The 18198-nt window shown below is 67.5% G+C and carries 18 protein-coding genes; 6 read left to right on the top strand and 12 right to left on the bottom strand.

Translation table 11 applies throughout. From position 1 onward, the window contains the following. The 7 genes from ACY5J6_RS01275 to ACY5J6_RS01245 all read right to left on the bottom strand — a co-directional run bounded on the left by ACY5J6_RS01275 (nucleotide 1) and on the right by ACY5J6_RS01245 (nucleotide 7219). Entirely contained in the window at nucleotides 1-1644 is a 1644-nt protein-coding gene (locus ACY5J6_RS01275; RefSeq protein ID WP_462845621.1) for a GspE/PulE family protein, read from the bottom strand. Beyond that, nucleotides 1622-2800, bottom strand: coding sequence for a hypothetical protein (locus ACY5J6_RS01270; RefSeq protein ID WP_462845620.1), 1179 nt, complete (start codon nucleotides 2798-2800; stop codon nucleotides 1622-1624). Before ACY5J6_RS01270 ends, ACY5J6_RS01275 begins: the two co-directional genes overlap by 23 nt. 18 nt (nucleotides 2801-2818) lie before the next feature. Continuing rightward, a complete protein-coding gene (locus ACY5J6_RS01265) occupies nucleotides 2819-3361 on the bottom strand; it encodes a prepilin-type N-terminal cleavage/methylation domain-containing protein (protein ID WP_462845619.1) in 543 nt (180 codons plus the stop codon). 1157 nt (nucleotides 3362-4518) lie between these two features. Further along, a complete protein-coding gene (locus tag ACY5J6_RS01260) occupies nucleotides 4519-4971 on the bottom strand; it encodes a prepilin-type N-terminal cleavage/methylation domain-containing protein (RefSeq protein WP_462845618.1) in 453 nt (150 codons plus the stop codon). Between the two features lie 12 nt (nucleotides 4972-4983). Next, nucleotides 4984-5412 (bottom strand): type II secretion system protein, encoded by a 429-nt coding sequence (locus tag ACY5J6_RS01255; protein ID WP_462845617.1) that lies wholly within the window; start codon nucleotides 5410-5412, stop codon nucleotides 4984-4986. Continuing rightward, on the bottom strand, nucleotides 5397-6824 hold the full coding sequence (locus tag ACY5J6_RS01250; RefSeq protein ID WP_462845616.1) for an O-antigen ligase family protein: 1428 nt from the start codon (nucleotides 6822-6824) through the stop codon (nucleotides 5397-5399). The genes ACY5J6_RS01255 and ACY5J6_RS01250 overlap by 16 nt, the downstream gene beginning before the upstream one ends. Next, complete coding sequence (locus tag ACY5J6_RS01245; protein ID WP_462845615.1) at nucleotides 6824-7219, bottom strand: type II secretion system protein; 396 nt, start codon at nucleotides 7217-7219, stop codon at nucleotides 6824-6826. The genes ACY5J6_RS01250 and ACY5J6_RS01245 overlap by 1 nt, the downstream gene beginning before the upstream one ends. 150 nt (nucleotides 7220-7369) lie before the next feature. On the opposite strand from ACY5J6_RS01245, the gene ACY5J6_RS01240 reads away from it, so the two are divergent. Further along, nucleotides 7370-8563, top strand: a complete 1194-nt coding sequence (locus ACY5J6_RS01240) for a VanW family protein (protein WP_462845614.1) — start codon at nucleotides 7370-7372, stop codon at nucleotides 8561-8563. Here ACY5J6_RS01240 and ACY5J6_RS01235 read toward each other — a convergent pair. Both ACY5J6_RS01235 and topA read right to left on the bottom strand, forming a co-directional pair. Beyond that, complete coding sequence (locus ACY5J6_RS01235) at nucleotides 8445-8711, bottom strand: hypothetical protein (protein ID WP_462845613.1); 267 nt, start codon at nucleotides 8709-8711, stop codon at nucleotides 8445-8447. The two genes, ACY5J6_RS01240 and ACY5J6_RS01235, sit on opposite strands and share 119 nt — an antisense overlap. Then, nucleotides 8708-11194, bottom strand: a complete 2487-nt coding sequence (gene topA, locus ACY5J6_RS01230) for a type I DNA topoisomerase (protein WP_462845612.1) — start codon at nucleotides 11192-11194, stop codon at nucleotides 8708-8710. The genes ACY5J6_RS01235 and topA overlap by 4 nt, the downstream gene beginning before the upstream one ends. An 83-nt stretch (nucleotides 11195-11277) precedes the next feature. Here topA and ACY5J6_RS01225 point away from each other — a divergent pair, with 83 nt between their 5' ends. Beyond that, nucleotides 11278-12288, top strand: a complete 1011-nt coding sequence (locus tag ACY5J6_RS01225; RefSeq protein ID WP_462844384.1) for a transposase — start codon at nucleotides 11278-11280, stop codon at nucleotides 12286-12288. Between the two features lie 159 nt (nucleotides 12289-12447). On the opposite strand, the gene ACY5J6_RS01220 is transcribed toward ACY5J6_RS01225, so the two are convergent. Both ACY5J6_RS01220 and ACY5J6_RS01215 read right to left on the bottom strand, forming a co-directional pair. Next, a complete protein-coding gene (locus ACY5J6_RS01220) occupies nucleotides 12448-13770 on the bottom strand; it encodes an acetyl-CoA hydrolase/transferase family protein (protein ID WP_462845611.1) in 1323 nt (440 codons plus the stop codon). Beyond that, the gene (locus ACY5J6_RS01215; RefSeq protein ID WP_462845610.1) at nucleotides 13767-14828 is read right to left on the bottom strand and encodes an alanine dehydrogenase; all 1062 of its coding nucleotides are present in this window, start codon (nucleotides 14826-14828) and stop codon (nucleotides 13767-13769) included. Before ACY5J6_RS01215 ends, ACY5J6_RS01220 begins: the two co-directional genes overlap by 4 nt. 87 nt (nucleotides 14829-14915) lie before the next feature. On the opposite strand from ACY5J6_RS01215, the gene ACY5J6_RS01210 reads away from it, so the two are divergent. Genes ACY5J6_RS01210 through ACY5J6_RS01195 form a run of 4 tightly spaced genes read left to right on the top strand, consistent with a single transcriptional unit; the run spans nucleotide 14916 to nucleotide 17573 of the window. Continuing rightward, entirely contained in the window at nucleotides 14916-15392 is a 477-nt protein-coding gene (locus tag ACY5J6_RS01210) for a DUF456 family protein (protein ID WP_462845609.1), read from the top strand. 12 nt (nucleotides 15393-15404) lie between these two features. After that, on the top strand, nucleotides 15405-15656 hold the full coding sequence (locus tag ACY5J6_RS01205) for a glutaredoxin family protein (RefSeq protein ID WP_462845608.1): 252 nt from the start codon (nucleotides 15405-15407) through the stop codon (nucleotides 15654-15656). Between the two features lie 8 nt (nucleotides 15657-15664). Beyond that, a complete protein-coding gene (gene lgt / locus ACY5J6_RS01200; RefSeq protein ID WP_462846475.1) occupies nucleotides 15665-16495 on the top strand; it encodes a prolipoprotein diacylglyceryl transferase in 831 nt (276 codons plus the stop codon). Between the two features lie 4 nt (nucleotides 16496-16499). Beyond that, on the top strand, nucleotides 16500-17573 hold the full coding sequence (locus ACY5J6_RS01195) for a cystathionine beta-lyase (RefSeq protein ID WP_462845607.1): 1074 nt from the start codon (nucleotides 16500-16502) through the stop codon (nucleotides 17571-17573). A 137-nt stretch (nucleotides 17574-17710) separates the two neighbouring features. Here the strand turns inward: ACY5J6_RS01195 and ACY5J6_RS01190 are convergent, their stop codons facing one another. After that, on the bottom strand, nucleotides 17711-18178 hold the full coding sequence (locus ACY5J6_RS01190; protein WP_462845606.1) for an Hsp20/alpha crystallin family protein: 468 nt from the start codon (nucleotides 18176-18178) through the stop codon (nucleotides 17711-17713). Between the last annotated feature and the right edge of the window lie 20 nt (nucleotides 18179-18198).

The following is an 18198-nucleotide window of genomic DNA, read 5'->3' as shown; positions in this document are numbered from 1 at the left end:
CTACTCCCAAAGCCCTAGAACCCGCAAGAGCTCCGACCCCGTGGTCACCCCTGACCGCACCTGGATCAAGCCCACCCGCCTCAGGTCCCGGTGCCCCCTCGCCTGGGCCAGACGGCGCAGCTCCTCCTCCCCTGCCCCCTGGCCCAGGCGGTAGAGGGCCTCGCGATCGGGAGCATAGACCTCGTAAAGCCCGATCCTTCCCCGGTAGCCCGTACCCCGGCAGTAGGGGCACCCCTCCCCCCGCATCTCCTCTTCCGGCGCCTCCTCGCCGAAGAAAAGGCGGGCCTCCTCGGAAAGGGGCTTAGGCCTTGCGCACTGGGGACAGACCCGGCGCACCAGGCGCTGGGCCACAGCCCCGATCAGGGTAGAGGCCAAAAGGTGCCGCTCCGCCCCCATCTCCAGAAGCCGGGTGAGGGTGGCGATGGCGTCGTTGGCGTGGAGGGTGGCAAGGACCAAGTGCCCCGTGAGGGCGGCCCTAAGGGCGGTGTCCAGGGTTTCGGCGTCCCGCACCTCCCCCACCAGGATGACGTCGGGATCCAGGCGAAGGACGCTCCTCAAGGCCTCGGCGAAGGTGAGGCCGATCTTGGGCTGGACCGGGATCTGGACCACCCCTTCTAGGGGGAACTCCACCGGGTCCTCAATGGTCACGAAGTTCTTCTCCCGGGTGTAGATCCGGTCCAAGGCGGCGTACAAGGTGGTGGTCTTGCCGCTCCCCGTGGGTCCGGTGACAAAGAGGATGCCGTAGGGTCTGAGAAGGAGGTTTTGGAACAGGGCGAGCTCCTCGGGCAGCATTCCCAGCTCGGAAAGACCCAGGCGCACCCCCGTGGGGTAGATGACCCGCAGGGTGAGCTTCTCCCCGTGGAGCGTGCCCACCGAGGCCACCCGCACCTCGTAGCGCCTGCCCTCAAAGAGAAAGGTGAAGTGCCCGTCCTGGGGGCGACGCCTTTCGGCGATGTCCATGCCGGCTAAGACCTTATAACGGGCGGCAAGAGGGGCCTCGAGGTCCTTGGAAAGCCTCTCCAAATCCTGCATGACCCCGTCCACCCGGGCACGCACCAAGAGGTGGGTTTCCTCCGGGTCCAGGTGGAGGTCGCTGGCGGAGAGGGCAATGGCCCGCTCCAAAAGGGCCTGGGCCAGGCGGACGGCGGGCATGGCCTCGAGGGTGAGGTCCACCGCCTCCGCCACCTCCTGCCGCCCCTCCTCCCGAGGCCGGGCCTCCTCCGCCAGGAGGCGGTCCAAAACCTCCAGGATCTCCCGGTCCGGAGCCAGGTAGGGCACGATCTCCTTCCCCGTGAGGAAGCGGAGCTCGTCCAGAAGGGCCAGGTCCGAGGGGTGGGCCATGGCCACATGAAGGCGGTTGCCTTCCACCTTGAAGGGCAGGACCCGCTTCTCCCGGGCGAACCTGGGGTCCAAAAGGCGCATGGCCTGGGAATCGGGAACGGTTTCGGCGAGGCGGACAAGGGGCGCCCGCTGCTGGTCGGCAAGAACCCGCACCAGGTCCTCCTCCCGCACGTATCCCCGGCGGAGGAGAATCTGGCCCAGGAGATCCCCGGTACGGGCCTGTTCCTCCAGGGCCGCTTGGAGCTGTTCCGGGGTAAGGTAGCCCAGCTCCAGGAGGAGTTCACCGAGCTTGGGCCTTAACAACCTCCACCTCCCAGGCGAACAGCGCCCCTTCAGCCCGCAGCTGGCCCAGGCGACCCCCCAGCCTGCGGGCCAAGAGAAGGGGGGCATAAGGGTCTAGGGCCTTCCCTTGCAGGGAGAGCACCCCCTCCTCCGCCTCCAAAGCGGTCAGCCAGAGGCTTTGGGGTTTTTCCGCCGCCACCTTCAGCACCTCTTCCAGACCCAAGCCTCGAGGGCGGGCGGGCCGGAAAGCCTGGGCCTGAAGGAGGGCCACCTCCTGCTTCAACGCCTCGGCCTGCCGGGAAAGGGCGGCCCTTTGCGTATCCAGCACCCCCTTGCCCACCAACCCCAAGACGAAAAAGAGGGCGGCCCAAAAAACCGCCACCTGGGCCTCCCGGGGAAGCCCTTCTCCCAGGGCTTTCCGCCTCGGCCTCAGGTCCAGGGCCAGCTCCCGGGAAAGGGCGAAGGCCTCGAGGCCCCCCGGTACCACCTGCTCCACCTTCCCAGCGGCAAGCCCGGGAGGCACCGGAGGCGGGGTAGGAAACCCCAAGAGCCAGGCCTCCTCCACCTCCCCGGCGTGGCCGAAGAGCGCCAGGGAGCGGGCGATCTCCTCCGAAAGCCGCTCCGTGCCTTCATCCGCAGGGAGGGTCAGGTAACGAAAGCCCCTGAGCACCCCCCTTTCAAAGAGGGCCAGGGTGTGGCTCAGGTTCTCCAGGACCAAAAGGCTGGACGCCCGGCTCTGGGCCAGGGCAAAGCGCCAGAAAAGAAGGGGCAACGGTTCCATCCGCTTCGGCCTTAACCTCCCCAGAAGCGCCGCTCCCTTCTGGGGCAGGGCCGCATAGAGCACCCGGACCCGGCGCTCGTCTTCCGGCGCCACCAGAAGGTAGTCCACAAGGAGGTCTTCCCCGGCAAAAAGGGGGCTCCGCTCCGCCTCGGCCAAAACCGCTTCCTCCAAAGGAAACCCTTGGAGGCTGGGGAAAGGCTGAAGCCTGAGGAGGGCAAGCTCGGGGCCGAGGCCCAGATAGCTTCCTCGCCCCGCCCCCGCCTCCTTGAGGACCCGGAGAAGCCGCTCGTAGCGGGGCTTCCCTTCTTCCGTGAAGAGGTCCTCAAGGCGAAAGACCTCGGTCTTCCCCTCCCTAACGCGGAGGAGGCGGTTTTGGGTGGCGAAAAAGAAGTCCATACCCCGCTCGCGGATAGTCTACCCGCTCCGCACCCCCACCACCAGAGGGGGAAAGCGGTAATCCCTGCCCCCCAGGCGGAGGGTGAGCCCCTTGCCGTCCAGGGAGGCAAGAGAACAGGGGGCGTCCATAAGGGCCACAAGGGTGGGGGCCCGAGGGTCGTCGTAGCAGAACTCGGCCAAAGGCAGGGTGGCAGGCTCCAGAAGGTTTTGAAAGACGCCGGAAGGGCTCGTGCAGCTCCCCGACCATTCCCGCCGCTCCAGGGCTTGGCCGTTCAGGCGGTACTGGACGCAGCGTGGGCTTCCCTGGAGCCGGGCCTCCAAGATGAAGCCTCCCGCCACCGGGCTCTGGCCGGAAACGCTCACGATGCCCGTGCTGGTGGCGCTCCGCACGTCGCGGCCCAGGCGGTCCCAAAGGTCTTGGGCCAGGGCCTGGGCCTGGAGAAGAGAAGCCTCTCCTTGGTCGCGCACCCCCCAAAGGAGCAGGGTGGCAAAGGCTAGAGCAAGAACGCCCCCCACGGCCAAGGTTACGGCTAGCTCGGTTAGGGAAAGCCCGCGGCGCATTTCACCACACCACCGTGCAAGGGGTCACCCTGAACTCGTTTCCCGAGGCGTCGCGGAAGCGAAGGTCAAAGGTGTAGTTGGTTCTCCGAGGGAAATTGCTGGAAAACGTCAGCAGGATACGGTTGGGAGTAAGCAGGGACAAGGGTGTATTTAGTCTTTGGTAACCGCTTCCCGAGGCGTAGGAGCCCGTCCATAGAGGAAGCCGCGATGGGAGCTGTTGAATCCTTCTCAGCCTTTGGCTGGCAGGGGTTGGAGGGGACCAACTCAAGCTGAAGTGGGTGAAGACCCGTCCCACGGCTTCCAGATCCAGGTACACCTGTCTTCGGTTCCCAGCGCTACAGGTCCCAGGAACGACCGGGGTGGAAGAGGCGACCTCTACCCGCACGAGGACACCCGCCAAGCTTCCTCCTTTCCAGATCTGTAGGGTCCTAATCTGTCTTTCCAAGCTCCCGACCGCCTCGCTACGGCTTTGCTGGCACGCTTCATAAGCGCTTCCACCCAGGGTTAGGCTTTGGGTGGAGGGGCAGGGCGGTAAGCTCGCATCGCTTTCGGCAAGGCCGGCGAGACCGAGAAGGGGCCCTTGAAGGTTGCCCGTTTCTCCACCGGACCTCAATGCCGTGGCGAGGGCCAGGAGGATGGCCGCTACCGCGCCTACGAGGAGCAACCCAATGGCCACCTCGACTAAAGAAAAGCCTTGCCTCAAGGACCCACCTCCCAGGCTTCCACAAGGTCGTCGGTTAGGTTATACACGGCCCTTACCCAAGCGACCCCGCCTCCAGATTCCCCTGCGGCCTCTATGGTGAAACGGGTTTTCCCGCCGGAGGTGCTTTGGCTGACTCGGCACGTCATCCCACCTAGGTTTCCCGTGCTGTAGCAGTAACGCCCCACAAAGTCGGCAGCTAAAGCGTTGCAGGGAGTGGTGCTCCGACAGATGAGCACCGGTTGGCTAGCGTAAGGGGGGGAGGCTGGGTTGGCTCCTATGGCGGCTATGGCCTCCTGGGCCCCAGCTTCTGCCAGATAAAGAGCCTGGAGCTGGGCGGCGGAGAGCACCTCCCGCTCGGCGTTAAGGCGGGCCAGGAGGGAAAGGGGCAAAACCAAAACGCCGAGGAAGGCCAAGGCCATCGCCACGATCAGGATGATGTACCCACGCCCCGACATCAGAAGCTCCCCTGGCAGTAGGCGGCGATCCCTGAGGTGTAGGGCCTAAAGGCCACGATCCGGGCGGAAGGGTCCGTGGCCGGGTCGCCGTTGGTGGCCAGGCCCCCCAAGGGGTTGTACCCGTCCATGCAGTACTCCCGACCCGGGCGGTAGCGGAGGACGATCTGGTAGTTGTAGCTCCCGTAGGGGTTCCGCTTGAGAAAAGGTTCCTCCCACACGTCCTTCTTGTAGGGGGAGTCCAGGGCGTCCCAGACCTCGTCCAGGCCCGGGGGACGTCCAAGCTTCACCATAAGGATGCGCACGGTGCTGTTTAGGGCAAGGAGGGTCTGCCGGGCGGCGGCCTGCTCGGCCTGGAGGGAGAGGTCCACAAACCTGGGGACGGCGATGGCGGCCAAAATCCCCAGGACCACCAGGACCACGGCCAGCTCTACCAAAGTGAGGCCCTTCCGCATAGCTCCTCCCATTCAGTCTAAGGTGTCCGGGTGTCCCCGAAGGCACCGTATGGGCACGGTCACGGTAGTGGAGCTCACGGCGATGAGGAAGAGGGTGCAGGCCTCGTCGGCGTAGAGGTAGGCCAGCCGCTCCCCGGCGTTGCAGGAAGCGTTTCGGTTGTGGTCCCAGTAGGCCACCGTCTGCCCCGATGGACAAGAGGAGGAAAGCCGAAGATCACTCGGGCTCCCCATAAGGGCCTTGAGCTGGTTCCAGGTGGGCGCGGTCTTGTTTTGGGCGATGAAGATGGCGTAGGCCGTGCGCAGGTGGCGCAAGACCTCCTGCCGCTGGGCGCGCTTGGCCTCCTCCTGGAGGTCCAGGAAGCGGGGCACGGCCACGGCCGCCAGGACCCCCAGGATCAGGAGGACCACCGCCAGCTCTACCAAGGTCAGACCCCTCGCCATATTTCCTCCCGCGTGACCAGGGCGCCCAGGGCCAAGAGGGCCAAGGGGGTGACGTGGACGCTATCGTACCAGGTGAGGCCGTAGAGGAGGTAGCCCGCCACCGCCAAGGCGAAAGGAAGCTTCGCCCAGGAAGCTTGCCGAAGGGCGACCCCAAGCCAGAGAAGGTACGCCGCGCCGCCCAGCACCCCCACGGAGAGAAAGAGGTCCAAGAGGAGGTTGTGCGCCTTGGCGTAGGGGGAAGGCGCGAGGAGGCGGAGGCCCGTGGGGTCTTCCAGGTAGAGGAGGCGGTCCTCCCCCTGGAGCAGCCGCACCGGGAGGGAAAGGGCCACGGGAACGAGGCGCCGGTCCTCCCCGTTCCAGTCCACGGCGTGGGGGTAAGCCCGGGCGTAGCCGTCAAAGCCCCACCCCAGCCAAGGGCGAAGGGGAAGGGCGGCCAGGGCCTTGCGCCAGAGCTCCAGCCGTCCCGAGCTGTAGGCGTCGGCCTCGGCGAAGCTCGCCCCGAACTCGGGGAAGCGCCTGGGCTCCTGGACCCCCATCTGGCCTGGGACCAGGTAGAGGCCGTAAGAAAGCGCCCCCACGAGAAAGAGGGCGAGGGCGGAGCGCAAGCGCTTAGGACATTTCCAGGCGAACCAGAGGGCGAGGAGGGCGAGCGTCCCCCACAAGGCGAGCCACCCGCCACGGGTCTGGGTGAACCAGAGGGCCTGGGCGCCAAGGCCAAAGAGGAGGAGAAGCCCGGGCCTGGGGTTTTGCAGGTAAAGCCCGGCGGCAAAGAGGCCGAGGAGGGCCAGGGCCCCGGCGGCGTGCCCCCGATGGGAGGTGAGGCCGATGGGCATCTGGCCCCGGTGGACCCCGGAGGCGGTGGCGTTGGGGTTCTCGTAGCAGTCGGCGCGCTCCGGGTCAAAGCAACGCACGTAGGTCTGCCCTTGGGTCTGGGTGTAGTCTAGCCTCCAATCCCAGACCTGGGGGAAGACGGCGAGGGCGTGGAGGCTCAAGGCCAGGAGCAAGGCCCCGAAGAGCCCTCGAGGCGACAAAACCCCTGTTTCCAAGGCCAAAAACACCGCCCAGGCGAAGGCCACCCCCAGGGCCCAGAAGCGAAGCCCGTCTCCCACGCTGGGGTAGCCCGTCCAGCTCCAGACGGGCTGGGGGGAAAGGAGGGTGGAGGCTGCCCCGGCGAGGAGGAACCCCGCCGAGGCCAAGAGGGGCAAGAACACACCCCACCCTAAGGACGGGCTCCGCCCCCGTGTCCCCAAGAGAACGCCCACCAGGGCTCCGAGGGCGAAGAGGGCCATGCCCCCCTCTCGGGGGGCGTTCCACACCCCCTCGTGCCCCTGGCCCCAGGGGTTGATGCCGGCGAGGGCCAGAAACAACACCCCCCCGAGGAGGGGCCTCGAGGGGATGGCTAGACGGGGCATTACTTAAACCGCAGGTTAACCTTGAGCGCGTTAGAAGCGCTGTTATAGGTCTTGGCGCCGGAAGCGTAGATGGAGATGTCTGCATTGCCCGAAGACGGATTAGCCGCAGAGCAAGAAACCGTAACGTTACCGCCCAGGGTAACCGAAGACGATCCGCTGCCGATGTTCACCCCCTCCAGCATGTTAAGCACGTCCGAGCAATAGTCGGGATAGTCCTTGTTCTGGGCCACGTAGATGGCGTAGGCCGAACGCACCGAGCTCGCCGTAGCCTGAACGGCGGCATCTTTGGCGTCCCCAGAGAGGTCCACGAACCTCGGCACCGCGATGGCCACCAAAATCCCGATGATGACGATGACGATCGCCAGCTCTATAAGCGTGAAGCCTTTTGCCTTCATCTCTGCCCTCCCTTCACAGGTCCCAGGATGGGGTAGGCGTGTGAAAACGGTGTGAAAACCCGGGACCTGGGCTAGAAGGTACCACAAGCCCTATTCCAGGGCAAGGCCTCTTTCACAGCCCCTTCACGCTCCCGATGCTACCCTTGGACCATGCGGCGGACCTTGGCCGGGGTTTTCCTGGTAGGCCTCATCGCCTTAGGGCAGGGGTCCCCAGGCGCCCCTCTGGAAGCCATCCTGGTGGTCCAAGAAGAGGTCCTCGAGGACGGGGAACTCCGCACCTACACCGGGGCGAAGCGCTACCCCGTGGCCTCCGAGGGGGCGCTCAAGGCCCTCCTCAAGAGGCTCGCCCGCCCTCCCCGTCCGCCCCGCTTCGTCTTCCAGGAAGGGAAGTGGCGGGGGGTGGAGAAGAAAGGCCTCGCCTTTGACGAGAAGGAAGCCCTGGCCGCTTACCGGGAGGCCCTGGCCCAGGGCAAAAAGGGCTTCCGCCTCCCCGCGCGCCACACGCCCCCAAGCCCAAGCCTTAGGGAGCTTTACGCCCTCGGGGTGCGGGAGCACCTGGCCACGGGCGAAACCGACTTCCGGGGCTCCAGCCGGGAGCGGACCCACAACCTCCTCCTGGCCTCTTCCCGGCTGGACGGCCTCCTGATCCCTCCGGGAGCCTTTTCGTTCAACCAAGCCCTGGGGCCCGTGAGCGAGGAGGAGGGGTACAAGGAGGCCTTCGTCATCGTGGGAGACCGCACCGAGCAGGGGGTGGGGGGCGGGGTGTGCCAGGTCTCCACCACCCTCTTCCGGGCCTTCTTCTTCGCCGGGCTTCCCATAAAGGAGCGCCACGCCCACAGCTACCAGGTGGCCTACTACAAGCCCCCGGGCCTGGACGCCGCCGTGTTCCAGCCTCACAAGGACCTCGAGGTCCTGAGCGACACCCCGGGGCACATCCTCGTCCAGCGCTCGGTGGTGGGCACCCGGCTCCGCTTCCACCTCTTCGGCACCAAGGACCGGGAGGTGGCCTGGGAGGGCCCCTTCATCACGGACCGAAAGCCCCCCCTTCCCCCCCGGGAAATCCCCGACCCCACCCTCCCCCCGGGGGCGCGCAAGCAGGTGGATTTCGCCGCCGAGGGGGCCAGGGTGGAGGTGCGGCGGGTGGTGCGCTACCGGGACGGGCGGGTGAGGGAAGACCGCCTCCTGAGCCTCTACCGCCCCTGGGGGGCGGTCTACCTGGTGGGGCCTAGGCCGGAAACTCCAGCAGCACCGCCCGCTCCACGGGAAGGAGGCGGTGGGGCTCCCCCACCCAGGCCCCTTCCCCCCGCCGAAGGTGCAGGTACCGCCCCTCCGGCAGGTCGATGACCAGCTCCCCTTCCAAGAGGAGGTAAAAGGCGTTTTGGAAGCGCTCCTCCCCCTCCTTCAGGGCGTAGGCCCTCAGGGGCAGGCCCGGCACCTCCACCCGGCCCTCCCGGGCCAGGCGCAGGAGGTGGAGCTTGTAGCTCTCCCTCAAGCCGGGGCCACCTCCTTCCTGGCCCGGCCCTTCCTCATGCGGAGCTTGAAGAGGGCCCGCCGGGCGAGCCTTTCTTCCTCTTGGCCCAAGGCCTTCCCCTGGGCCAAGGCCTCCGCCGCCCGGCGCTCCTCAGGGGGAAGCTCGGGGAGGAAGGGCTTGAGCTCCTCCCAGTCCTTAGGCGGGGTGGCCTTCTTGGAGGGCTTGCGGGACCCGGCCCTTTTCTTCCCCGAAAGGGAGGCCTTGGGAGCGGGGAGGAGCTTGGGATCGCGCCGGGGGCAGCTGGGGTTTACGCAAGCCCCTTCCCCCTTCTTCACCAGGGGCCAGCCGCAGGCGGGGCAGGTCTCCTCCAGGAGGGGATAAAAGGAAAGGAAGCCGCAGGCGTTGTTCTCGCACTTGTAGTAGGGCTTGCCCCGCTTGCTCCTCTTTTCCAAAACCCGGGCGCCGCACTTGGGGCAGGCGTGGCCCGTGGGGCGGCCGTCGTCCCGGGTATAGTCGCACTCCGGGTAGCCGGAGCAGGCGATGAAGCTTCCGTAGCGCCCCTCTTTCCGAAGAAGGGGGCTCCCGCACCGGGGGCAGGCCTCCCCGATGGGCTCGGCCTCCTTTTTCTCTAGGGGTTCGGTGTAGGTGCACTCCGGGTAGCCGGTGCACCCCAGAAACTGGCCGTAGCGGCTCACCTTGAGCTCCAAGGGCCTGCCGCAAAGGGGGCAGGTCTTCTTGGGCACTTGGGCGAGCTCCCCCAGGAAGGGCTCGTAGAACTCCCAGACCACCTTGGGCCAGGGGGCCTTGCCCTCCTCCACCTCGTCCAGGCGGTCCTCCATCCGGGCGGTGAACTCGTAGGCCACCACCTGGGGAAAGCGTTCCTTGAGGTAGCGGGTCACCTGGCGGCCCAGAGGAGTGGGGAGGAGGGTGCGCCCCCTCCTCTCCACGTAGCCCCGCTTTTCCAGGGTCTCGAGGGTAGGGGCATAGGTGGAGGGGCGGCCGATGCCCAGCTCTTCCATGGTCTTCACCAGGCTGGCGTCGGTGTACCGGGGCGGGGGCTCGGTGAAGCGCTGCTCGGGGATGGCCCGAAGAAGCTCCGCCAAAGCCCCTTCGGGCACGGGGGGCACCGGGGGCTCCTCCTTCTCCTCCGGGTCCCGGCCCCAGGCCTTGAGGTAGCCCTCGAACTTGAGGACCGAGCCCGAGGCCCGGAAGAGGTAGCGGCCCGCGTCGTCTTGGAGGAGAACGGAGGTCTGCTCGTAGAGGGCGTCCTTCATCTGGCTCGCCAAGAAGCGCCGCCAGATGAGCTCGTAAAGCCGGTACTCCTCCTCGGAGAGGTACCTGCGGACGCTTTCCGGGGTGCGCCTAGGGTCGGTGGGGCGTATGGCCTCGTGGGCGTCCTGGACACCCTCCTTGCGGTTTTTGTAGACCCGGGGGGCTTCCGGCAGAAACTCCTTCCCGAAGGCCTCCCCGATGACCTCCCGGGCCAGGGCCAGGGCCTCGGGGGAAACCCGCACCGAGTCGGTGCGCATGTAGGTGATGAGGCCCACGGTCCCCTCGGGAAGGTCCACCCCCTCGTAGAGGCGCTGGGCGATGCGCATGGTGCGGCTTGCGGTGTAGCCCAGGCGGCTGCTGGCGGCCTGCTGCAGGGTGGAGGTGGTGAAAGGAGGCGGAGGGGATTTGCGGCGCTCCCTCACCTCCACCCGGGCCACCCGGTAAGGGGGCCTGGCCACGGCCTCCGCCAAGGCCTTGGCCTCGGCCTCGGTCCTCAGGTGGAGCCTTCCCTCCTTCTCCCCCTGTCCCGCCCAGATGCGCTTCCCCTCCGCCTCGAGGAGGAGCGCGGGGAAGGTCTTCCCCTCTACCCGGAACTCCCCCTCCAGGGTCCAGTACTCCTCCTTTTGGAAGGCCTCGATCTCCTCCTCCCGCTCCGCCACGAGCCTCAAGGCCACGCTTTGGACGCGGCCTGCGGAGAGGGCCCGTTTGCGGAACTCCAGGGAGAGGAGGGGGGAGAGGTTGTAGCCGAGAAGCCGGTCCAGGACCCGCCTCGCCTGCTGGGCGTCCACCAGGTTCTGGTCGATGGGCCTGGGCCGCTCCACCGCTTCCCGGACCACCTTCGGGGTGATCTCGTGGAACTCCACCCGGATGGGCTCCTTGGGGTCACGGCCCAAAAGCCGGGCCACATGCCAGCCAATGGCCTCCCCTTCCCGGTCGGGGTCGGTGGCGATGAGGAGGCGCCTGCCTTGGGCGGCCTTCTTGAGCTCCTCCACCACGGGCTTCTTGTCCTTTTTCACCTCGTAGGTGGGAGCGAAGTCCCGCGCCACGTCCACCCCCAGCTCCCTCTCGGGAAGGTCCGCCACGTGGCCCCGGCTCGCCCGCACCTCGTAGCCAGGCCCCAGCATCTTCTGGATGCTTTTGGCCTTGGCGGGGGACTCCACCACCACCAGGGTGGTGGGCCCTTGGGTAGCGGTTTCATGAGGGGATCTTGGGCGCTTGCCTTTCGTGGGCATCGCCCCCTATTTAGGGGGGTTAGGCGGGGCTTGTCAAGGGTTAGGCGCTGGCCTCCCCCTTTTGGTTCGGACATCATGTAGGCATGAGGAGGTTACCCTTTGAGCCAGAGGCTTTGAGGCCCTTTGTGAGCCCTTTGCTGGACCCGTGGCTTTGGCGGTGGGAAGACAAGGTGGCCCGTTTGCTGTGGTCCATCCTGGCCTCGGGCTCGGCTCGGAAGAGCGACTGGGCCAGGGCTTACCGGGAGGAGGCCAAGGAGGAGGCCAACTACAAGGCGATAGACCGCCTCTTGCCCCTCTTGGAGCCCAAGCGCTACCTCCTGCGGCTTCTGGACCCCAAGACGCCCTTTCTCCTGGTGGACCCCACGGAGGTCCCCCGTCCCCAGGCCAGGCGCACCCCCTACGTGGGACGGCTTTCCGATGGCAAGACCCTGGGTTTTTGGGCGGTGGTCTTTGCCCAGCCTTACGGGGGCCGGGCGGTGCCGGTGTACGTGGGGAGCTACTGGGAGGGGAAGGGGGAGGGGAGGAACCGGACCTGGGAGGGACTGGTGGAGGAGGTGGTGGAGTACGTGGAGGAGGGGACGGTGTGGGTGTTTGACCGGGAGTTTTCCTTCGGGGGGTGGCTGGAGGCCCTGGAGCGGTGGGGGGTGAGGTACGCGGTGCGGTTGAACCTGGGGACGAGGCCCAGGCTTTTGTGGCGTGGGGAGCGGCTTATTCCCTGGGTGGACCGGGGTCGGGAGGTGAGGTACGAGGGGGTGTGGTACCGGGGTGAGGTGGAGGTGAACCTGGTGGGGGTGTGGCGGGAGGGGATGAGGGAGCCCCTTTGGGTGATGGGGAACCTTCCCCCGGAGGAGCTTTTGCGGGTCTACGAGGAGCGGATGAAGATTGAGGAGGGGTTTAGGGACCTGAAGGGGCACCTGGGGTTGGGTGGGGTGATGAGCAAGGGATGGGAGGCCATGGAGAAGACCCTGGCCCTGGTGGCCTTGGCTTACGGGGTAGGGTTGATGGTGGGGGAGGAGGCGCGGGGGCGCCTGAAAGGGGGGGCTCAAAGGGGAGGCGGAAGTGGGGGGCTTACTCCGGGCTCTTTGTCCTCTTGAGGCAGCCGGTGCGCTTTTCCCCAGAGGAGTGGGTAGACATCCTGCGCCGCGCCCTGGAAGCCTGGCTGCAAAGGTTGTTCCCTACCCCCGTTTCCCCCGGGCAGGGGGCAGATGTCCGAACCTAAAGGTGGAGCTCAGTTAGGCGGGGTTTTTCAAGGGTTAGGCGGGGTTTTGCGGCCCCACGTCCGCCCCGGGGTAACTCCTGGGAAGAAGCCTCCGCTCCCAGGCGGCCTTGAAGAGCTCCTCCCGGAAGTCGGGGTGGGCGATGCCGATGAGGGCCAGAGCCCTCTCCCTCAAGGAGCGGCCGAAGAGCTCGGCCACGCCCCACTCGGTGACCACGTAGTGCACGTCGGCCCGGGTGGTCACCACCCCCGCCCCCGGCTTCAGGAAGGGGACGATGCGGCTCTGCCCCTTGGCGGTGGAAGGGAGGGCGATGATGGGCTTTCCTCCCTCGCTCCTCGCCGCTCCCCGGATGAAGTCCAGCTGGCCGCCAAACCCGGAGTAGATGCGGGTGCCGATGGAGTCGGCCACCACCTGGCCGGTGAGGTCCACCTCGATGGCGGAGTTGATGGCCACCATCTTGCGGTTCTGGGCCACCACGAAGGGGTCGTTGACGTAGTCGGCGGGGTGGAGTTCAAAGAGGGGGTTGTCGTGGACGAAGCGGTAGAGCCTCTCCGAGCCCAGGACGAAGGTGCCGATGACCTTGCCCGGGTGAAGGGTCTTCCTGGCGCCGGTGATGAGGCCCTTGAGGAAGGCCTCCAGGACCCCGTCGGAGATCATCTCCGTGTGGACGCCGAGGTCTTTGCGGCCCGAAAGGCTCGCCAAGACGGCGTCGGGGATGGCCCCGATGCCCATCTGCAGGGTGGCCCCGTCCTCGATGAGGCCCGCCACGTGCTCCCCGATCCTGCGCTCCACCTCCCCGAAGCCCTCCCGCTTGAGTTCGGGCAGGGGCCAGTCCAGCTCCACGATGGCGGTGAAGCGGGAGACGTGAACGAAGGTGTCCCCCAGGGTCCTCGGCATCCTGGGGTTCACCATGGCGATGACCAGGGGGGCGGCCTCGAGGGCGGCCTTGGTGGCGATGACCTCCACCCCCAAGGAGCAGAAGCCGTGCTCGTCGGGGGGGGAAACCTGGACGATGGCGGCGTCCAGGGGAAGGACCCGGCGCTTGAAGAGCCAGGGCACCTGGTGGAGCATGATGGGCACGTAGTCCGCCCGCCCCTGGTTCACCGCCTCCCTATCGGCGGGGCCCACGAAGAGGGAACGCCTTCGGAAGTGCCCCTCCATCTCCGGGGAGACGAAGGGGTCCTCCCCCAGTTGCAAGAGGTGGACGAGCTCCACGTCCCTAAGCTCGTCCTTGCGGGCGGCGAGGGCCTTGAGGAGGGGCGTGGGGGTGGCGGCGTTGCCGGACACGAAGACCCGCATCCCGGACCGGATGAGGGTCACGGCGTCCTCGGGGGAGGTGAGCTTCTTCCGGTAGCTCATTCTAGGTGGCCTCCTTTCTGGCCCAGGAGGAGGTAGGCCCCCTGGCGGAGGGCGGGGACCTTTAGGGGGTCGTCCCCCATCCTTAGCAGGAAGGGCAGAAGGGTGGCGGTGAGGGCGTGGCTCGCCGTGCGGGGCACCAGGGCGGGGACGTTGGGCAGGCAGAAGTGGGTCACGCCCATCTCCTGGTACAGGCCCACCCGGCTGGTCTCGGCGATGCCCCCCTGATCTATGGCGAAGTCCAGGAGGACGCTGCCCGGGCGCATGCGGGAGAGGAGCTCCCGGGTGAGGAGGATGGGGGTGCGCTCCCCCGGCACGGCCACCGCCCCCACCAAAACGTCGGCGAAGGCCACGTAGCGCTCCAGGCGGCTTTGGGTGACGAGGGCGGTGACGGCCCCGGGCACCTCCTTGGCCGCCTCCTCCAGGGCGGGGAGGGCCTTGTCCAGAAGGTAGACCGAGGCCCCGCTCCCCAAGAAGGCCTTCCCCGCCGCCCGGCCCAGGACCCCCGCCCCCAGGACCACCACGTCCGCCGGGGGAATGCCGGGCAGGCCCGAGAGGAGGACCCCGGGGCCCAAGGGGGCCTCCAGGAGCCGCCCGGCGATCTGGGGGGCGAGCCTACCGGCGATCTCGCTCATGGCCTTGAGGACCGGGCGCCTCTTTCCTTCCCCCACCAGCTCGTAGCCGATGGCGGTGAGGCCCTTTTCCGCCATGGCCTCTATGAGCCCGGACTCCGCCGTGGCCAGGTGCAAAAAGCCCAGGAGGGTGGCCCCGGGGCGGAGGAGGGCGACTTCCTCGAGGGTGGGCCTCCCCACCTTGAGCACCACTTCCGGGCGGCCAAAGGCCTCCTCCCGGCTCACCAGCCGGGCCCCCGCCCTCTCGTAGGCCTCGTCGGGAAAGCCCGCCCGCTCCCCGGCCCCCCGCTCCACGTAGACCCGGTGGCCCAAGGCGGCGAGCTCCCGCACCCCCTGGGGGGTGAGGGCCACCCGCCCCTCCCGCACCTCCTCCCCGAAAAGAGGGAGGTTCTTTAGCGCCATCCGCTCCTTGGGTAGGCCGATGTCCATACCCGCCTCCTGGCCCCAAGCTTACGGGAAACCCCCTGGGCAGATGTCCCTTTCCCTTCTCATGGGCCCCGGCCTTAGGCTTTTTCCGTGGACGCCTTCGCCGACTGGCTCTTCGTGGTCCTCTGGCTCCTCGGGGTCCTCCTCACCCTCCTCCCCTTGGTGCCCGCCACCTTGGTCATCCTCCTCGCCGCCTTCCTCCACGAGCTCCTTGGGGGCTTCCGGGAGCTCACTTTAGGGGCGTGGGCCCTCCTTGGGGTCTTGGCCCTTCTGGCCATGACCCTGGACAACCTGGCGGCCCTCTGGGGGGCCAGGCGCTACGGGGCGGGCCGGGCGGGGCTTTGGGGGGCCTTTTTGGGTGGCCTTCTGGGCCTTTTCCTGGGGGTGGTGGGGGTCTTGGTCCTTCCCTTCCTCCTGGCGTGGCTCTTTGAGTACCTCTCGGGGCGCAGGCCCGAGGAGGCCCTAAAGGCCGCCTGGGGCACCCTGGTGGGCCTCATGGGGGGCCTGGTGGCCAAGGTGCTGGTCCACCTGGCCATGGGGCTTTGGGTCCTGCGCCAGATCTTCTAGCCGGGCTGGGGTATGCTTTCCCCCATGGAGCTCGTCTTCGTCACCCGGGAAGGGTGCGGGCTTTGCGAGAAGGCGGAAAGGGCCCTCTGGAGCCTGGGGGTGCCCTACGTGCGCCGGGATGTGGACCGGGACCCGGAGCTTTTCCGGCGGTACACCTTCCGGGTCCCGGTGCTCCTTTGGGGGGAGGAGGTGCTTCTGGAAGGGGCCTTTGGGGAAAAAGAGCTCGCCGAGCGCATGGCGGCGCTTCTGGGAGGCCAGGGATGAACCCCACCATGATCCAGATCGGCCCCCTGAGGATCCAATGGTACGGGTTCCTCCTCACCCTGGCCATCTTCATCGGTTTTGAGCTGGCCAAGAGGCGCCTGAAGGCCTGGGGGCTGGACACGGAGCGGTTTGAAACCGCGGTCTTCTGGGCCGTGGTGTGGGGGGTGGTGGGGGCCAGGCTGGGGTACGTCCTCACCTCCCCCGGCTACTTCCTGGAAAACCCGGTGGAAATCCTCTACATCTGGCACGGGGGGCTTTCCTTCCACGGGGCCATCCTGGGGGGCACCCTGGCCTTTTACTACTTCCACCGGAAGCGGGGCTATCCCCTGTGGCCCTACCTGGACGCCGCCACCCCCGGGGTGGCCCTGGGCATCGTGGCCGGAAGGATCGGGAACCTCATGAACGGCTCGGACACCGTGGGCCGCCTCACCTCCTTGCCCATCGGCTTCACCTGGCCGGAGTGGGCCCGGGGCTTCCCCGGGGTCTGCCCCGGGATGGACGACATCTCCCAGGTCTACCGGTGCCAAGAGCTCCTCCGGGGGCCGGTGCACCTGACCCAGGTCTACGGGGCCCTGGTGGGGCTCGTCCTCCTGCCCCTCTCCCTCTACTGGCTCAGGAAAAAGCCCTTTTACGGGTACGCCTTCTGGAACTTCCTCCTCTGGTACAGCGTCCTCCGCTCGGTCCTGGAGGAGCCCTTCCGCCTGAACCCCCTTTGGCTTCCCGTCTACCGGAACGAAGCCCTGGGCATCGGCCTCTTCACCGCCACCCAGGTGGTGAGCCTCTTTCTCGTCCTCCTTTCCCTTTACATGCTGAGGCGCCTGGGCCGGGCGGTAAGATAACCCCATGGTGCTTCCCCCCCGCAAGGACTCCTTGAAGTGGAGCGCCTACCCCGAGGACGTCCTCCCCCTGTGGGTGGCGGACATGGACTTCCCCGTGGCCGAGCCCATCCGCAAGGCCCTGAAGGAGCGGGCGGAGGGGTTTTTAGGCTACCCGCCCCGGGAAGGGGACCCGGAGCTCAAGGCCCTCCTCCTGGAAAAGGGAGGCCTCGAGGGGGAGGTGGCCTTCATGCCCGGGGTGGTGGTGGGGCTGTACGCCGCCGTGGCCGCCTTCACCGCCCCCGGGCAGGGGGTCTTGAGCCAGGTGCCCGTCTACCCTCCCTTCCTGGCCGCCATCCGGGAGCAGAAGCGCACCCTCCTCTCCAACCCCCTGAGGGAGACGGAGGAGGGGTGGAGGCTGGACCTTTCGGGGCTGGAGCGCTTGGCCTACGCCTCGAGGCTCCTCCTCTTCTGCCACCCGCAAAACCCCACGGGCCGGGTGTTCACCGAGGAGGAACTTCTGGCCCTGGCCCACATCGCCCGCAAGCACGACCTCATCGTGGTCTCCGACGAGCTCCACGCCCCCCTGACCTACGAGAGGCCTCACGTCCCCTTGGCCCGCTTCCTCCCCGAACGCACCCTCACCCTCCTGGGCCCGGGCAAGGCCTACAACCTGGCGGGCCTGCCCCTGGGGGCGGCGGTGGGGCCCAAGCCCCTGGTGGAAGCCCTGAAGCGCCACCTCCCCCACACCTTCCCCAACGTCCTGGCCATGGCCGCCTGGAAGGCTGCCCTTTTGGAGGGGGAGGATTGGCTTCGGGAAACCCGGGAAAGGCTTAAGGCCAACCGGGACCGGGTGGCGGCCTGGGCCCGGGAGGTGGGCCTCGGCCACTTCCCCCCGGAAGGCACCTATCTGGCCTGGCTCAAGACGGGGATCCCCAAAGCGGCGGCCCACCTCCTAAAGGAGGCCCGGGTGGCCCTGAACCCGGGGGAGAGCTTCGGGGAGGGGTACGACCGCTACGTGCGCCTCAACTTCGCCACCTACCCCGAGGTCCTGGAGGAGGCCTTGAGGCGGCTGGGGAAGGCCCTGGGCCGGGGAGGGTAGCGTAATACCACCCCATGCTGGCCCAAGCCAGCATGGGGGCCCCGGTCAAAAAGGCCCGTAGGGCTTAGGCGAAGGATTCACGCCAAAGGGGTATAATCCCCCTGGGGCTTCCCCAGGGGGTTCCTCAGGGCCTAGGGCTACTGGACCACCTCAATGGGGATCCGCTTGGCCCGGGCCTCGGCCACCTTGGGCAGGGTGAGCCTCAGGATCCCGTGGCGGAACTCCGCCTTGGCCTCCTCCGCCTTCACCTCCACGGGCAGGGTGAAGGTGCGCACGAAGGAGCCGTGGGGGATCTCCTGGAGGTAGTAGCGGCGCACCCTCACGTCCTCCTGAGGCTTCACCTGGCCCCGGACGGTGAGCTTGGTGCCCTCGAGGCTCACCTCCAGGTCCTCCGGGGCCAGGCCGGGAACGGCCATCTCCAGGACCAAGGCCTCGTCGGTCTCGTAGAGGTCCGCCGGGGCCACGTAAGCGGTAGCCAAGGGCCGGGCGAACTCGCCCATCACCTCCTCAAAGAGCCGGTTGGCCTCCTCCAAGAGGGAGAGGGGTCCCCAGGTCCTGAAGGGCGTGATCTCCGTGGCGCGCGCGTCCTTCCGCACCAGAGCCATACCCATCACCTCCGAAGTAC

This window comes from Thermus sp. H19.2, assembly GCF_054979525.1.
This window is presented reverse-complemented; position numbering and strand designations above follow the sequence as displayed.

Coding starts and splice junctions, on each gene's coding strand:
- ACY5J6_RS01270 (WP_462845620.1), bottom strand. CDS start 2,800: ATGGACTTCTTTTTCGCCACCCAAAACCGCCTCCTCCGCGTTAGGGAG.
- ACY5J6_RS01265 (WP_462845619.1), bottom strand. CDS start 3,361: ATGCGCCGCGGGCTTTCCCTAACCGAGCTAGCCGTAACCTTGGCCGTG.
- ACY5J6_RS01260 (WP_462845618.1), bottom strand. CDS start 4,971: ATGCGGAAGGGCCTCACTTTGGTAGAGCTGGCCGTGGTCCTGGTGGTC.
- ACY5J6_RS01255 (WP_462845617.1), bottom strand. CDS start 5,412: ATGGCGAGGGGTCTGACCTTGGTAGAGCTGGCGGTGGTCCTCCTGATC.
- ACY5J6_RS01250 (WP_462845616.1), bottom strand. CDS start 6,824: ATGCCCCGTCTAGCCATCCCCTCGAGGCCCCTCCTCGGGGGGGTGTTG.
- ACY5J6_RS01245 (WP_462845615.1), bottom strand. CDS start 7,219: ATGAAGGCAAAAGGCTTCACGCTTATAGAGCTGGCGATCGTCATCGTC.
- ACY5J6_RS01240 (WP_462845614.1), top strand. CDS start 7,370: ATGCGGCGGACCTTGGCCGGGGTTTTCCTGGTAGGCCTCATCGCCTTA.
- topA (WP_462845612.1), bottom strand. CDS start 11,194: ATGCCCACGAAAGGCAAGCGCCCAAGATCCCCTCATGAAACCGCTACC.
- ACY5J6_RS01225 (WP_462844384.1), top strand. CDS start 11,278: ATGAGGAGGTTACCCTTTGAGCCAGAGGCTTTGAGGCCCTTTGTGAGC.
- ACY5J6_RS01220 (WP_462845611.1), bottom strand. CDS start 13,770: ATGAGCTACCGGAAGAAGCTCACCTCCCCCGAGGACGCCGTGACCCTC.
- ACY5J6_RS01215 (WP_462845610.1), bottom strand. CDS start 14,828: ATGGACATCGGCCTACCCAAGGAGCGGATGGCGCTAAAGAACCTCCCT.
- ACY5J6_RS01205 (WP_462845608.1), top strand. CDS start 15,405: ATGCTTTCCCCCATGGAGCTCGTCTTCGTCACCCGGGAAGGGTGCGGG.
- lgt (WP_462846475.1), top strand. CDS start 15,665: ATGATCCAGATCGGCCCCCTGAGGATCCAATGGTACGGGTTCCTCCTC.
- ACY5J6_RS01195 (WP_462845607.1), top strand. CDS start 16,500: ATGGTGCTTCCCCCCCGCAAGGACTCCTTGAAGTGGAGCGCCTACCCC.
- ACY5J6_RS01190 (WP_462845606.1), bottom strand. CDS start 18,178: ATGGCTCTGGTGCGGAAGGACGCGCGCGCCACGGAGATCACGCCCTTC.